General features: G+C 72.8%; 11 protein-coding genes. All 11 read left to right on the top strand.

What is annotated here, in order from left to right; genetic code table 11:
* The first annotated feature begins 4 nt into the window (after positions 1 to 4).
* The 11 genes from EDD29_RS10305 (at position 5) to EDD29_RS10255 (ending at position 14,186) form a co-directional block, all read left to right on the top strand.
* The gene (locus EDD29_RS10305) at positions 5 to 1,972 is read left to right on the top strand and encodes an acetyl/propionyl/methylcrotonyl-CoA carboxylase subunit alpha (RefSeq protein ID WP_123664179.1); all 1,968 of its coding nucleotides are present in this window, start codon (positions 5 to 7) and stop codon (positions 1,970 to 1,972) included.
* Positions 1,969 to 2,859 carry a hydroxymethylglutaryl-CoA lyase gene (locus EDD29_RS10300; protein ID WP_123664178.1) on the top strand — a complete coding sequence of 297 codons (891 nt, stop codon included), beginning with the start codon at positions 1,969 to 1,971 and terminating at the stop codon, positions 2,857 to 2,859. Before EDD29_RS10305 ends, EDD29_RS10300 begins: the two co-directional genes overlap by 4 nt.
* The gene (locus EDD29_RS10295) at positions 2,856 to 4,001 is read left to right on the top strand and encodes an acyl-CoA dehydrogenase family protein (RefSeq protein ID WP_123664177.1); all 1,146 of its coding nucleotides are present in this window, start codon (positions 2,856 to 2,858) and stop codon (positions 3,999 to 4,001) included. The genes EDD29_RS10300 and EDD29_RS10295 overlap by 4 nt, the downstream gene beginning before the upstream one ends.
* Positions 3,998 to 4,768 carry an enoyl-CoA hydratase/isomerase family protein gene (locus EDD29_RS10290; RefSeq protein WP_123664176.1) on the top strand — a complete coding sequence of 257 codons (771 nt, stop codon included), beginning with the start codon at positions 3,998 to 4,000 and terminating at the stop codon, positions 4,766 to 4,768. The genes EDD29_RS10295 and EDD29_RS10290 overlap by 4 nt, the downstream gene beginning before the upstream one ends.
* A 26-nt stretch (positions 4,769 to 4,794) precedes the next feature.
* Positions 4,795 to 6,738 carry an acetoacetate--CoA ligase gene (locus tag EDD29_RS10285; RefSeq protein ID WP_123664175.1) on the top strand — a complete coding sequence of 648 codons (1,944 nt, stop codon included), beginning with the start codon at positions 4,795 to 4,797 and terminating at the stop codon, positions 6,736 to 6,738.
* Positions 6,735 to 8,795, top strand: a complete 2,061-nt coding sequence (locus EDD29_RS10280; RefSeq protein ID WP_123664174.1) for an acyl-CoA dehydrogenase family protein — start codon at positions 6,735 to 6,737, stop codon at positions 8,793 to 8,795. The genes EDD29_RS10285 and EDD29_RS10280 overlap by 4 nt, the downstream gene beginning before the upstream one ends.
* Before the next feature lie 23 nt (positions 8,796 to 8,818).
* Entirely contained in the window at positions 8,819 to 9,577 is a 759-nt protein-coding gene (locus EDD29_RS10275) for an enoyl-CoA hydratase (protein WP_211359629.1), read from the top strand.
* A gap of 403 nt (positions 9,578 to 9,980) precedes the next feature.
* A complete protein-coding gene (locus tag EDD29_RS10270) occupies positions 9,981 to 11,291 on the top strand; it encodes an ammonium transporter (RefSeq protein WP_123664173.1) in 1,311 nt (436 codons plus the stop codon).
* A 190-nt stretch (positions 11,292 to 11,481) separates the two neighbouring features.
* Positions 11,482 to 12,822 (top strand): type III glutamate--ammonia ligase, encoded by a 1,341-nt coding sequence (gene glnT, locus EDD29_RS10265; RefSeq protein WP_123664172.1) that lies wholly within the window; start codon positions 11,482 to 11,484, stop codon positions 12,820 to 12,822.
* 27 nt (positions 12,823 to 12,849) lie between these two features.
* Entirely contained in the window at positions 12,850 to 13,530 is a 681-nt protein-coding gene (locus tag EDD29_RS10260) for a class II glutamine amidotransferase domain-containing protein (protein ID WP_123664171.1), read from the top strand.
* Entirely contained in the window at positions 13,518 to 14,186 is a 669-nt protein-coding gene (locus EDD29_RS10255; RefSeq protein ID WP_123664170.1) for a GltB/FmdC/FwdC-like GXGXG domain-containing protein, read from the top strand. Before EDD29_RS10260 ends, EDD29_RS10255 begins: the two co-directional genes overlap by 13 nt.
* Positions 14,187 to 14,189: the final 3 nt, after the last annotated feature.

Raw genomic sequence — 14,189 nt, 5'->3', positions numbered from 1 at the left:
GCCCATGTTCAGCGCAGTGCTCATCGCCAACCGCGGCGAGATCGCCGTCCGGGTCCTGCGGACCCTCCGCCGCCTCGGCGTGCGCGGCGTCGCCGTGTACGCGCCCGACGACGCGGCGGCCCCGCACGTCCGGCTCGCCGACGCCGCCGTGGAGATCCCGTCCTACCTGGACGGCGCGGCCGTCATCGCCGCGGCCCTGGCCACCGGCGCGGAGGCGATCCACCCCGGCTACGGCTTCCTGTCGGAGAACGCCGCGTTCGCCCGCGACTGCGCGGCCGCCGGCCTGGTGTTCGTCGGCCCGCCGCCCTCCGCGATCGACGCGATGGGCGACAAGATCGCCGCCAAGGAGACCGTCGCCGCGGCCGGTGTGCCCGTCGTGCCGGGCCGCAGCGGACGCGGCCTGGAGGACGGGGAGCTGGTGGCCGCGGCCTTGGAGGTCGGCCTGCCCGTCCTGCTCAAGCCCTCGGCGGGCGGCGGCGGCAAGGGCATGCGCCTGGTCACCGAGCCGGGCGAGCTGGGCGACGCCATCGCCTCGGCCCGCCGCGAGGCACGCGGCGCCTTCGGCGACGACACGCTCCTCATCGAGCGCTTCGTCACCGCCCCGCGCCACATCGAGGTGCAGATCTTCGCCGACGCCCACGGCGCCGTCGTCCATCTGGCCGAACGCGAGTGCAGTCTCCAGCGCCGCCACCAGAAGATCATCGAAGAGGCCCCCTCCCCCTTCCTCACCCCGGCCGAACGCGCGGCCCTGGGCGCCTCCGCGGTGGACGCCGCCCGGGCCATCGGCTACGTGGGCGCGGGCACCGTCGAGTTCATCGTCGCGGGCGACGGCGCCAGGGCGGGCGACGGGTCCGCGGACGGGCGTCCCGAGGGCGCCTACTTCATGGAGATGAACACGCGGCTCCAGGTCGAGCACCCCGTGACCGAGCTGGTCACCGGGCTGGACCTGGTGGAGCTCCAGCTCCGGGCCGCCGCGGGTGAGCCGCTGCCGTTCGGGCAGGCGGACGTGGTGCTCGACGGGCACGCGGTCGAGGCGCGGATCTATGCCGAGGACCCCTCGCGGGGGTTCCTTCCGACGGGCGGGAGGATCCTGCTCCTGGAGGAGCCGCCCGGCGCGCGGGTGGACTCGGGGATCGTCGCGGGCGGCGAGGTCGGCAGCCGGTACGACCCGATGCTCGCCAAGGTGATCGCGCACGGGCGGGACAGGGCCGAGGCCCTGCGCGCGCTGGACTCCGCGCTCGCCTCCTACACGCTGCTCGGGGTGCCGACGAACACGGGTTTCCTGCGCGATCTGCTGGCCAGGCCCGAGGTCGGGGCGGGTGAGCTGGACACGGGCCTCGTGGAGCGCGTCCTGCCGGAGCTGACCGGGCGGGAGACCCCCGCGTGGGTCCCGGCCGCGGCGGCGCTGGCGCGGATGCGGGCGGTCGCGCCGACCGGGGACGGGCCCTGGGACGCGACGGACGGCTGGCGGCTCGGCGAGGCCGCCTGGAGCCCGCACGCCCTCGTCGTGGACGCCGCCGAGCACGTCGAGGTGCGCACCCGCGCGGCCGAGGTCTCGATCGACGGGGGTGACCCCGTCCCGGCGGCGCTCGACGGCGACGCGATCGTCTTCGCCGGACGCCGGATCCCCCACCGGCGCGTCACCGGCCCCGACGGGACCGTGTGGATCGGCGCGGAGGGCAGGACCTGGGCGGTGCGGGAGCGGGAGCGCACCCTGCGCGCCGGGGCCTCCGCCGCGGCGGGCGGCGTCCTGCGCAGCCCGATGCCCGGGACGGTCCTCGCCGTGAAGGTCGCCGAAGGCGACGAGGTGGGCGAAGGGCAGCCGATCGTCGTCGTGGAGGCGATGAAGATGGAGCACACCGTGACCGCGGCCGTCGCCGGGACCGTCACGGCGGTGCCGGTGCGGGCGGGCGTCCAGGTGGCGCTGGACGAGGTGCTCGCCGAGATCACCCCGAAGGAGGCGGCCGGATGAACCTGCCAGAGCGCGTCACCATCTACGAGGTCGGTCCGCGCGACGGCCTCCAGAACGAGAAGGCCGTCGTCCCGGTGGCCGTCAAAGCCGAGTTCCTCACTCGGCTCGCCGCTACGGGGTTGAAGGTGATCGAGGCGACCAGCTTCGTGCATCCGAAGTGGGTGCCGCAGCTCGCGGACGCGGCGGACCTCCTGGCCGCGCTCGATCGTGCGCCGGGCGTGCGCCACCCCGTGCTGGTGCCGAACGAGCGCGGCCTGGACCGCGCGCTCGAGTCCGGCGTGAGCGACGTCGCCATCTTCGCCAGCGCGACGGAGTCCTTCGCGCGGCGCAACCTCAACCGGTCGATGGACGAGCAGTACGCGATGTTCGAGCCCGTCGTCACCCGCGCGCGTGAAGCGGGCCTGTGGGTGCGGGCTTATCTCTCGATGGCCTTCGGCGACCCGTGGGAGGGCGATGTGCCCGTCGCGCAGGTCGCCGAGGCCGGGCGGCGCCTCTTCGACCTGGGCATCCACGAGCTCAGCCTCGGCGACACCATCGGCGTCGGCACGGCGGGCCGGGTGCAGGAGCTGATCGCGGCGTTCGACAGCCCCGAGCCTTTGGCCGTGCATTTCCACGACACCTACGGCCAGGCCCTGGCCAACACCCTCGCCGCCCTCCAAGCGGGCGTCACCACCGTGGACTCCTCCGCGGGCGGCCTCGGCGGCTGCCCTTACGCGGAGTCCGCCACCGGCAACCTCGCCACCGAGGACCTGGTCTGGATGCTCGACGGCCTCGGCATCTCCCACGGCGTCAGCCTCGACGCGCTCGTCGAGACCAGTGTCTGGATGGCCGAGCGCCTGGGCCGTCCCTCCCCTTCCCGCGTCGTCACCGCAAGGAGCAGCTCGTGATCGACTTCAGCCTCACCGAGGAGCAGACGGCGCTGCGCGACACCGTCACCGCGTTCGCGCGGGAGGCCGTCGCGCCCGTCATCGGCGACTACTACGAGAAGGGCCACTTCCCCTACGACCTGGTCGCCGGGATGGGGAAGATGGGCCTGTTCGGGCTGCCGTTCCCCGAGGAGTACGGGGGCATGGGCGGTGACTACTTCACCTTCTGCCTGGCGCTGGAGGAACTCGCGCGGGTGGACTCGTCGGTGGCGATCACGCTGGAGGCCGGGGTCGGGCTGGGCGCGATGCCGGTGTTCCGGTTCGGGACCGAGGAGCAGAAGCAGCGCCATCTGCCGTCGCTGCTGTCGGGCGCGCGCCTGGCGGGGTTCGGGCTGACCGAGCCGGGCGGCGGCTCGGATGTGCCGGGCGGCATGCGCACGACCGCGGTGCTGGACGGCGACACCTGGGTCATCAACGGGTCGAAGTGCTTCATCACGAATTCCGGTACCGACATCACCGAGTTCGTCACGGTCACCGCGCTCACCGGTGAGCGGGAGATCTCCACGATCATCGTGCCGAACGGCACGCCCGGCTTCAAGGTCGGCCCGGAGTACTCCAAGGTCGGCTGGCGCGCCTCCGACACCCGCGAGCTGTGGTTCGACGACGTGCGGGTGCCCGCGGCGAACCTGCTGGGTGAGCGCGGCCGGGGCTACGCCCAGTTCCTGCGCATCCTGGACGAGGGCCGCATCGCCATCGCCGCCCTGTCGGTGGGACTCGCCCAGGGCTGCGTCGACGAGAGCCTGCGCTACGTCAAGGAACGGGCCGCGTTCGGCCGGCCGATCGGGGAGTACCAGGCCATCCAGTTCAAGATCGCCGACATGGAACGCCGCGCCTGGACCGCCCGCGTCGCCTACTACGCCGCCGCCGCGAAACTCCTGGCCGGGCAGCCCTTCAAGAAGGAGGCCGCCATCGCCAAGCTCACCGCCTCCGACGCCGCCATGGACAACTCCCGCGACGCCACCCAGATCTTCGGCGGCTACGGCTTCATGAACGAATTCCCCGTCGGCCGCTTCTACCGCGACGCCAAGATCCTCGAGATCGGCGAAGGCACCTCCGAGGTGCAGCGCATGATCATCGCGCGCGAGCTGGGGGTGAGCGCGTGATCGGGCTCACGTGGCACGGTGGTACCGTCGCGGAGATCACTCTGGACCGGCCGAAGGCGCTCAACGCCCTGTCGACCGCGATGGCCGAGGAGCTCGCCCGGGTGTGCGCCGAGGTCGGCGCGTCCCGCGCGCACGCGGTGGTGCTCTCGGCGAGCGGCGAGAAGGCGTTCTGCGTCGGCGCCGACCTCAAGGAGCGCAACGGCATGAGCGACGCCGACCTGCTGCGCCAGCGGCCGGTGTTCCGGGCCGCGTTCGGCGCGGTGCTCGGCCTGCCGCAGCCCGTCGTGGCCGCGGTGCACGGCTTCGCGCTCGGCGGCGGCACCGAGCTCGCCCTGTCCTGCGACCTCATCGCGGCCCAGCCCGGCACGGTCTTCGGGCTGCCCGAGGTGTCGATCGGGCTCGTCCCGGGCGGCGGCGGCACCCAGCTCATGGCCCGCCGCGTCGGCCCGGCCAAGGCCGCCGACCTCGTCCTCACCGGCCGGAAGGTCGCCTTCGAGGAGGCGGTCGCGCTCGGCATCGTGGACCGGCCGGCCCCCGAGGGCGGCGCCCGTGACACCGCGCTGGAGACGGCCAGGGCGATCGCCGCGAACTCGCCCATCGCGACCCGGGCCGCCAAGCGGGCGCTGCGCAACGGCGCGCCGCTCGACCTGGTGTCGGCGATGGACGTCGAGGACAACGCGTGGCGGACCACCGCGATGTCGGCCGACCGCCGGGAGGGCATCGCGGCCTTCAACGAGAAGCGCACCCCGGACTGGCCGGGCGTCTGACCGTCAGCGAGCAGAGGAGTACCGCCGTGCACGAGGGTGTCGCCCTCTGGGAGCCGTCGCCGGAGACCGTCGAGCGGGCGCGGATCACCGCGTTCGGCCGGGCGCTGGACCCCGTGCCCGCCGACTACGCGGCCCTCTGGGAGTGGTCGGTCGCGGACGTCGACGGGTTCTGGGACACCGTGTGGCGCTGGTTCGACGTGGTCGGCGACCGGGGCGACGGGCCCGTCCGGGAGGGCGGGCCCATGCCCGTCGACGGGCTGCGCTGGTTCCCCGCCGCCCGGCTGAACTACGCCGAGAACATGCTGCGGCACGCGGCCGAGCGGCCCGGCGCGCCCGCCGTCGTCTACCGGACGGACGGGGCGCCCGGCTCGGCGCTGACCTGGGCCGAGCTGGCCGAGGCCGTGGCCGGGGCGCGGGCGGGGCTCGCCGCGCTGGGCGTCGGCCGGGGCGACCGGGTCGTGGGCTACCTGCCGAACCGGCCCGAGGCCCTGGTCGTCATGCTCGCGGCGGCGTCGCTGGGCGCGGCGTGGTCGTCGTGCTCGCCGGACTTCGGCGCGGCGTCCGTGATCGACAGGTTCCGGCAGATCGAGCCGAAGGTCCTGCTCACCATCGACGGCTACCGCTACGGGGCCAAGGAGTTCGACCGGAGCGAGGTCGTCGCCCAGATCCGGGCGGAGCTGCCGACCCTCGCGGCGACCATCGCCATCCCCGTCCTGCGCGACGACGTCCCGGAAGGGACGATCGCGTACGCCGATCTGGCACGGCCCGGAGCCTTGGAGTTCGACCGGGTCCCGTTCGACCAGCCGCTGTGGATCCTCTACTCCTCCGGCACGACCGGGCTGCCGAAGCCCATCGTGCACGGCCACGGCGGCATGGTGCTGGAGCACACCAAGTCGCTCGCGCTGCACCAGGACCTCGGGCCCGGCGACGTGTTCTTCTGGTTCACCACCACCGGGTGGATGATGTGGAACTACCTGGTCAGCGGGCTCATGGTCGGCGCGACGATCGTCGTGTTCGACGGCGCCCCGGCCGGCGACGTGCTGTGGCGGCTCGCCGCCGAGACCGGCACCACCCATCTCGGACTCGGCGCGCCCTACATCACCGCGTCGGAGAAGGCGGGGCTCACCCCTGGCGCGGATCTCGACCTCGGGCCGCTGCGGCTCATCGGCTCGACGGGCTCCCCGCTGCCTCCCGAGGGCTTCTCGTGGGTGTACGAGCACGTCAAGGCCGACGTGCTGCTCGGCTCTCTGTCGGGCGGCACGGACGTCTGCACGGGCTTCGTGGGCCCGGTGCCGCTGCTGCCGGTGCGGGCCGGGGTGATCCAGTGCCGGAGCCTCGGCGCGGCCGTGCGGGCCTTCGACGAGGCGGGCAGGCCCCTCGTGGACGAGGTCGGCGAACTCGTGCTCACCGAGCCGATGCCGTGCATGCCCGTCGGGTTCTGGCACGACCCCGGCAGGACGCGCTACCGGGAGGCGTACTTCGCCGACTACCCCGGCGTCTGGCGGCACGGCGACTGGGTGAAGATCCTCCCGGACGGCGGCTGCGTGATCTACGGCCGCTCGGACTCGACCCTGAACCGGGGCGGTGTCCGGATGGGGACCAGCGACTTCTACCGGGTCGTCGAGGCGTTCGAGGAGATCGCCGACAGCCTCGTCGTGGACACCGGAAGGCTCGGCGCGGAAGGCAGGCTGCTGCTTTACGTCCAGATGGCCGAGGGGGCCTCGCTGGACGAGGATCTCCTGGGAAGGCTCAAGGCCGCCTTGCGCGCGGATCTGTCGCCGAGGCATGTGCCCGACTCGGTCATCGAGGTCCCGGGCATCCCACGGACGCTTTCCGGTAAGAAGCTGGAGGTTCCGGTACGGAAGATCCTCCAGGGGGCGGATCCGGCGACGGCGGCGAATCGCGACTCCCTCGCCGACCCATCCCTTCTGGACCATTTCGTCCCGGATGAGCCAGACTCACCCGCATGACTCTAGAATCGGATTCGGCCCTCCGGGAGCTGCGTTCCGCCGTGCGCGCGTTCGTCGAGGCGTCGTACCTTTCGGGGGCCTTCGAGCAGCACTGCGACTCCTGGATGCGCGGCCACGACCCGGCCTTCAGCCGGTCGCTGGCCGCGCGGGGCTGGCTCGGGCTCACCTGGCCCGCCGAGTTCGGCGGCGGCGAGCGCTCGAACCTCGCCCGGCTGGCCGTCACCGAGGAACTGCTGCGGTACGGCGCGCCCGTCGCCGCGCACTGGATGGCCGACCGGCAGATCGGCCCCGCCATCCTGCGGTACGGCACACCGGAGCTGAAGGCGCGCTTCCTGCCCGGGATCGTCTCGGGCGAGATCACGTTCTGCGTCGCGATGAGCGAGACCGAGGCGGGAAGCGACCTCGCGGCGGTGCGCACCCGCGCCGAGGCGGTCGAGGGCGGCTGGCGCGTCAACGGCGCCAAGGTGTGGACGAGCAACGCGCACCGCTCCACCCACGCCTACCTGCTCGCCCGCACCGACGCCTCGGGCAAGAAGCACGAGGGCCTGACGGAGTTCGTCCTCGACCTCGCCTCTCCGGGAATCTCCATCCGCCCGATCCTCGACCTCGCGGGCGAGCACCACTTCAACGAGGTGGTCTTCGACGACGTGTTCGTGCCCGCCGACCAGGTGCTCGGCACGGTCGGCGGCGGCTGGACCCAGGTCACCGAGCAGCTGTCCTTCGAGCGCGGCGGCGTCGAGCGCGTCCTCAGCACCTACCCCCTGCTCGTGGCCTTCAAGAACCTGGCATACGACGCGGCCTCCAAGCGCGCGCTCGGCGAGCTCACCGGACGGCTCAAGGCACTGCGCGGCCTTGCCCGGGACGTCGCCGGCGAGATGGACGCGGGGCGGGCTCCGATCCGTGAGGCGGCCGTGCTCAAGCTGCTCGGCACCGCCTTCGAGAAGGACGTCGTGTCCGTCGCACGCCACGCCACGGGCGCGCGGCCCGACCCCGGCGGCGGCCGGCTTCCCCGCCTCCTCGCCGAGAGCGTCTTGGCCGCCCCCGGCTTCACCCTGCGCGGCGGCACCACCGAGGTACTCGGCACGATCGTCGCGCGCGGCCTGGACACCGCCCGGCCCCGCTCGTTCATCCGCGACATCGCCCACGACGTCCTGCGCGACGAGGAGCCCCGCACCGACTCCGAGCTGTGGGTGATGCGCCTGGCGGACCTCGGCTGGCACGATGCCGAGGACGCCGATCTCCTCGCGCTGCTGGAGACCCTCGGCGAACTCGGGATCTGCGTCCCGCTGGCCGAGACCGCCCTCGCGAACGCCCTCGTGCCGCCGAACCGGCGCATGGAGATGGCCACCGTCGTGCCCGTACCGGGGGCCGGTCTCAGGGTGACGCGCGAAGACGACTGCCTCGTCCTGGACGGCAGTATCAGGGGCGTGCCCTGGGCGGCCGTCTCTCCTCTGGTCGTCCTGGTGCTCGGCGACGAGCTCGTGCTGCTCGACGGCGGCGTCATGGGCTGGAGGGTGGAGCCGGGCTGGGACCTCGCCGGAGAGCCCTACGACACGATCCACTTCAACGAGTCCCTGATCGAGCCGCATGAGCGGGTGCCGAACCCGTGGCCGACAGGGGCCGTCCTGGAGCGCGCGGCGCTGCTGCGGTCGGCCCGGACCGTCGGGGCGATGCGGGCGGCGTTGCGCCTGTCCGTCCAGCACACCCGCGACCGGACCCAGTTCGGCAGGCCGCTGCGCGACTTCCAGGCGGTCTCCCAGACCCTCGCGCGCGCCGCGGCGCACCTCGCGCTCGCCGAGAGCGCTCTCGCCCGCGCCACCGACGGCTACGGGATCGCGGCGCTGCGGATCGTGCTCGCCGAGGCCGCCGACGAGATCGCCGCGGCCGCCCACCAGGTGCACGGCGCGATCGGCGTCACCCGCGAGCACAGGCTGCACCACCACACGCGCCTGCTGTGGGCCTCCCGCGACGACGGCGCCCCCGCGCACCACTGGGCCGACCTGCTCGCCGACGCCGCGCGTGACTCGGACCTGCTGTGGGACCTGACCGGCGACTGACCCCGACGACTCACGGAGGAACTGTGGAAGGCAAGACGCTGCGGCTGGAGCGCCGCGACGACGGCGTCCGGGTGCTGACCCTGGACGACCCGGCCCGGCACAACGCGCTCAGTTTCGCCATGCGCGACGAGCTGCTGGAGGCCGCGGCCCTGGTGAAGGCCGACCGGGAGGCGCGGGTCCTCGTCGTCACCGGCGAAGGCAGGTCGTTCTGCTCGGGCGCGGACCTGAACGAGCTGTTCGGCGGGGACCTGCCCGTGGGCGACCTGCGCGAAAGGCTCAAGGGCGTCTACGCGGGCTTCCTCGCGCTGCGCGAGCTGGAGATCCCGACGATCGCGGCGGTCCGCGGGCACGCGATCGGCGCGGGCCTCAACCTCGCGATGTGCTGCGACATCAGGCTCGCCTCCCCCACGGCGAAGTTCAGCGCGACGTTCGCGAAGATCGGCCTGCACCCCGGAGGCGGCGCGACGTACTTCCTCGTCCAGGCGCTCGGCAAGCAGCGCGCGCTGGCGATGCTCCTGGAGGGCGGCACCTACGCGGGCGAAGAAGCCGTCCGCCACGGGCTCGCGCTCTCCCTGCACGACGACCCCCTCGAAGAGGCGCTCGCGATGGCCGCCCGCGTCGCGGCCCTCCCCCCGGAGCTGGCCCGCGACATCAAGACCGCGGTCGGCCTCACCGACGACGGGCTCGCCGCGACCGTCGGCTTCGAGGCGTGGGCGCAGGCGTCCTCGGGCACCCGCCCGGCCGCCCGGGCCGTGCTCGCGGCCCGCGCCGCCAAGCGCTGAGACCGGTCCGGTCGGGCGCCCGCGCGGGCGCCGGACCGGTGCGGGCTCCCGGCGAAGCCGGGCTCCCCAAGAGCCCGACACCGGGCCCCTGAACACAGCCCGGTGGCGGGCTCCCCGGCGAAGCCGGGACCCCCAAGAGCCCGACACCGGGCCCCTGAACACAGCCCGGTGGCAGGCTCCCCGGCGAAGCCGGGACCCCCAAGAGCCCGACACCGGGCCCCTGAGCGCAGCCCGGTGGGTACGGACCCGGGCGCGCTGGACATGGCCGGTTTCCGGAAACGCGGACGCCACAGCAGGCCGCGCACGGCCCGCCGGGGAAACACAGATTTCACTCTCAGCGTAGTGAAGTGCAACACGCCGACCGTTGACTGCCGTGAAACTCGGCACACTCACAGGAGACGGTGTGGACACTGGCAGTACAGCGTGGATTCTGACGAGCACGGCGGCGGTGCTCCTCATGGTGCCCGGACTCGCGCTCTTCTACGGCGGCATGACCGGCGCGCGCAGCATCCTCAACATGATCATGATGACGTTCGGCGCGGTGGCGATCGTCGGTGTCCTGTGGACGGTCGTGGGCTACTCCGCGGCCTTCGGTGACTCCTACGGCGGCCTGGGCATCCTGGGGAACCTCACCGAGCACGTCGGGCTCGGCGACCTCATCGCCGAGGACCCCGACGCGACGATCCCCCCGACGCTCTTCGCCATCTTCCAGGCGCTCTTCGCCTGCATCACCGTCGCCCTGATCTCCGGCGCGCTCGCCGACCGGATCAAGTTCGGCGCCTGGATGGTCTTCGCCGCCGCGTGGGCCCTGCTCGTCTACTTCCCGGTCGCGCACTGGGTCTTCGCCTTCGACTCCGACACCGTGGTCGGCGGCTGGATCGCCAACGACCTGGGCGCGATCGACTTCGCGGGCGGGACCGCGGTCCACATCAACGCCGGCGTCGCGGCCCTCGCCGTCGTGCTCGTGCTCGGCAAGCGCTCGAACTTCCCGTCGGTGCCCAAGCCCGGCAACCTGCCGCTGGTCATGCTCGGCGCGGGCGTGCTGTGGTTCGGCTGGTTCGGCTTCAACGGCGGCTCGGCCCTGGCCGCGGGCAACTCCGCCAGCGTGGTGCTGCTCAACACCTTCAACGCCACCTGCGCGGCGATGCTCTCCTGGATGGTCGTGGAGAAGGTCCGCGACGGCCACGCCACCACGCTCGGCGCGGCCTCCGGCGCGATCACCGGCCTCGTCGCGATCACCCCGTCCTGCGGCGCGGTGACCCCCGTCGGCGCGCTCGCGCTCGGCGCGGTCGCGGGCGTCATCTGCCCCCTGGCCGTCAGCCTCAAGTACAAGCTCGGCTACGACGACGCCCTCGACGTGGTCGGCGTGCACATGGTCGGCGGCATCGTCGGCACCGTCCTCATCGGCTTCCTGGCCAGCGCGGACGCCCCCAACGGCAAGGACGGCCTGTTCTATGGCGGCGGCTTCGGCCTCCTCGGCACCCAGACCGTCGCCGCGCTCGCGGTCCTCGCCTACTCCTTCGTCGTCACGCTCGTCATCGCGTTCGTCATCAAGAAGACGATGGGGCTGCGCGTGGAAGGCGACGTGGAGGCGTCGGGCATCGACTTCGCCATCCACAAGGAGCTGGCCTACGACCACCTGGACCACCCGGTGATCCTGACGGTCGAGGAGCCCGTGACCGAGGACTCCGGCAAGGAGAAGGTCGAGGCCTAGACGGCCGGAAGACCCCGTTCCACCCTCATCCCCGCAAGACCCCGAACCCCCTCCCGGAGCGCCCCGGGCGGGGGTTCGGCGCGTTTAACGCCACTGTTACGCCGTGCCTCTTCCTTGGTAAGGTCCGCCGTGTTTACTACAAGGGAACAAAGGTTCCTGTCAGTGAACAGCGGTAGTGGAGAGGTGAACGATGAGCATGCTGGCGACCCCCCGCGAGACGGCGCTCTCGGACTCGGCGACGCTCTCGGAGCTCGTCGAGGCCCAGGGCATCCGGTTCGTCCTTGCCACGTTCGTCGACATGACGGGCAAACCGTGCGCGAAGCTCGTCCCGGCGTCGGCGGTCGGCATGCTGGAGCGCGACGGCGTCGGCTTCGCCGGGTACGCGGCGGGATCCATCGGGCAGAAGCCGTCCGATCCCGACCTCATCACGCTCCCGGACGCCGCCTCCTTCACCCCGCTGCACGAGATCAAGCCCGGCCTCGCGATGGTGCAGTGCGACCCGCACGTGGACGGCGTCCCATGGAAGTACGCGCCGCGCGTCATCCTCAAGTCGGTCCTGGCCCGGCTCGCCGAACGCGGGATCACCGCGAAGATCGGCGCGGAGGCCGAGTACTTCCTCGTCCGGCGCGAGGCGTCCGGGGCCCTGGCCGTCGCCGACGCCAAGGACGCCTCCGCCCGGCCCTGCTACGACGCCCGCGACCTCACCCGCATGTACGACCACCTCACCGAGGTGTCGACCATCCTCAACGGACTCGGTTGGGCGAACTACGCGAACGACCACGAAGACGGCAACGGCCAATTCGAACAGAATTTCGAGTACGCCGAGGCGCTCGTCACCGCCGACAGGCTCGTCACCTTCCGCTACCTCGTCCAGACCCTCGCCGAGCGGCGCGACATGACCGCCACCTTCATGCCGAAGCCGTTCACCGACCGCACGGGCTCCGGCCTGCACATGCACATGTCCCTGTGGGACGGCGACACCCCTCTGTTCCCCGCCCCCGACGACCCCCGGGGCCTCGGCCTCTCCCCGATGGCCTACCGGTTCGTCTCCGGGCTCCTCGCCCACGCGCCCGCCCTCTCGGCCGTCGTGACGCCCACCGTCAACTCCTTCAAGAGGACGACCGCCGCCACGACCGCGTCCGGGGCCACCTGGGCGCCGCGCAAGGCGACCTACGGAGGCAACGACCGCACCCACCTGGTCCGGGTGCCCGACGGGGACCGGGTCGAAGTACGCCTCGCCGACGGGTCCGCCAACCCCTACCTCGCCATGGCGGCCCTCCTCACGGCGGGTCTCTCCGGCGTGGACGCGGCGGCCGACCCCGGCGAGCCCGGCTCCGGCAACGCCGACCTCCCCCCGACCCTCCTGCACGCCGTCGAGGCGCTCGGCGCCGACCCCGTCGTCTCCGGGGCGCTCGACGCCGCGGGAGACGGCGTCGCGGCCTACTACGCCCAGGTCAAGCGCGAGGAGTTCCTCGCCTGGCACAGCCAGGTCAGCTCCTGGGAGACCGACACCTACCTCACCGCCTTCTGACACCCGCCCACCTTTGAGGAGGAACCCATGTGCGGCATCGTCGGCCTGCACCTGAAAGACGAAGTGCTGGAGCCCCGCCTCGGCGAACTGCTCAGCGGCATGCTCGCCCAGGTACGCGAACGCGGCCCCGATTCCGCCGGCGTCGGCGTCTACGGACCGGACGGGCTCACCGTCCTGAAGGGCGTGGGCGATCCCGTCGCCCTCGCCGAGGAGTTCGGCCTCGCCGCGATGCGCGGCAGCCGCGCCGTCGGCCACACCCGGATGGCCACCGAGTCGGCCATCACCGTCGAAGGCAGCCACCCGTTCTCTCCCCGGCCGGGGCTCTGCCTGGTCCACAACGGCTCCTTCGCCAACCACGCGACGGTCCGCCGCGCGCTGGAGGCCGAGGGCGTCGTCTTCGAGACCGACAACGACTCCGAGGTCGCCGCCCGGTTCGTCGGCCGCCGCCTCGATCTCGGCGACGACCTGGAGAAGGCGCTCCGGCTCGTCTGCGAGGTCTTCGACGGCTTCTACACGCTGCTGGTCACCACCGACGACGAGTTCGCCATCGTGCGCGACGCCGTCGCCTGCAAGCCCGCGATCATCGCCGAGACTCCCCGGTGGGTCGCGATGGTCTCCGAGTACCGCGCCCTCGTCGGGCTGCCCGGATTCGACGGGGCGCGGGTGTTCGAGCCCGGCCCGGAGGAGGTGCACCTGTGGAAGCGCTGAGCGGCGAGGTCCGCGAGATCAACCGGGCCCTGCGCGCCCTTCCCGACGGGGCCTCCGCCGTCGTCGCCGACCCGCGCGGACGGCACAACCTCGCCGTCGGGCTGGACGCCGCCGTCCGGATCACCCTGGACGGGCCCGCCGGGTACTACACGGGCGGGCTCGGCAAGCGGGCCGACCTCACCGTCAACGGGCCGGTCGGCTGGGGCGTCGGGGAGAACCTGATGTCCGGGCGCGTGCACGTCAAGGGCGACGCGAGCCAGTCCGCGGCGGCGAGTGCGCACGGCGGCCTTGTGGTGGTCGACGGGGACGCGTCCTTGCGGGCCGCCATCTCGCTGAAGGGCGGGACCCTGGCCGTCGGCGGAAGCGTCGGCGCGTACTGCGGGTTCATGGCGCAGGCCGGAACCGTGCTGATAGGCGGCGACGCCGGGGACGGGCTGGGCGACTCGCTGTACGAGGCGGTCATCTACGTCGCGGGGAGCATCGCGGGGCTCGGCACCGACGCCCGGATCGAGGACCTCACCGACGCCGACGTCCAGGCCGTCCGGGATCTGGCGAAGACGTGCGGCTTCGACCACATCGATCCGGAGAACGTCACGAAGGTCGCGTCCGCGCGGACCCTCTACCACTTCTCCACCCAGCACCACGCCTCGTACTGACCC

Origin of the sequence: Actinocorallia herbida (genome assembly GCF_003751225.1) — a bacterium.
In the GTDB taxonomy this organism is placed as follows: Bacteria; Actinomycetota; Actinomycetes; order Streptosporangiales; family Streptosporangiaceae; genus Actinocorallia; species Actinocorallia herbida.
This window is presented reverse-complemented; position numbering and strand designations above follow the sequence as displayed.

Bases quoted from the DNA above. Each gene is read 5' to 3' on its own strand.
- EDD29_RS10305 (WP_123664179.1), top strand. From the start codon at position 5: ATGTTCAGCGCAGTGCTCATCGCCAACCGCGGCGAGATCGCCGTCCGG.
- EDD29_RS10300 (WP_123664178.1), top strand. From the start codon at position 1,969: ATGAACCTGCCAGAGCGCGTCACCATCTACGAGGTCGGTCCGCGCGAC.
- EDD29_RS10280 (WP_123664174.1), top strand. From the start codon at position 6,735: ATGACTCTAGAATCGGATTCGGCCCTCCGGGAGCTGCGTTCCGCCGTG.
- glnT (WP_123664172.1), top strand. From the start codon at position 11,482: ATGAGCATGCTGGCGACCCCCCGCGAGACGGCGCTCTCGGACTCGGCG.
- EDD29_RS10260 (WP_123664171.1), top strand. From the start codon at position 12,850: ATGTGCGGCATCGTCGGCCTGCACCTGAAAGACGAAGTGCTGGAGCCC.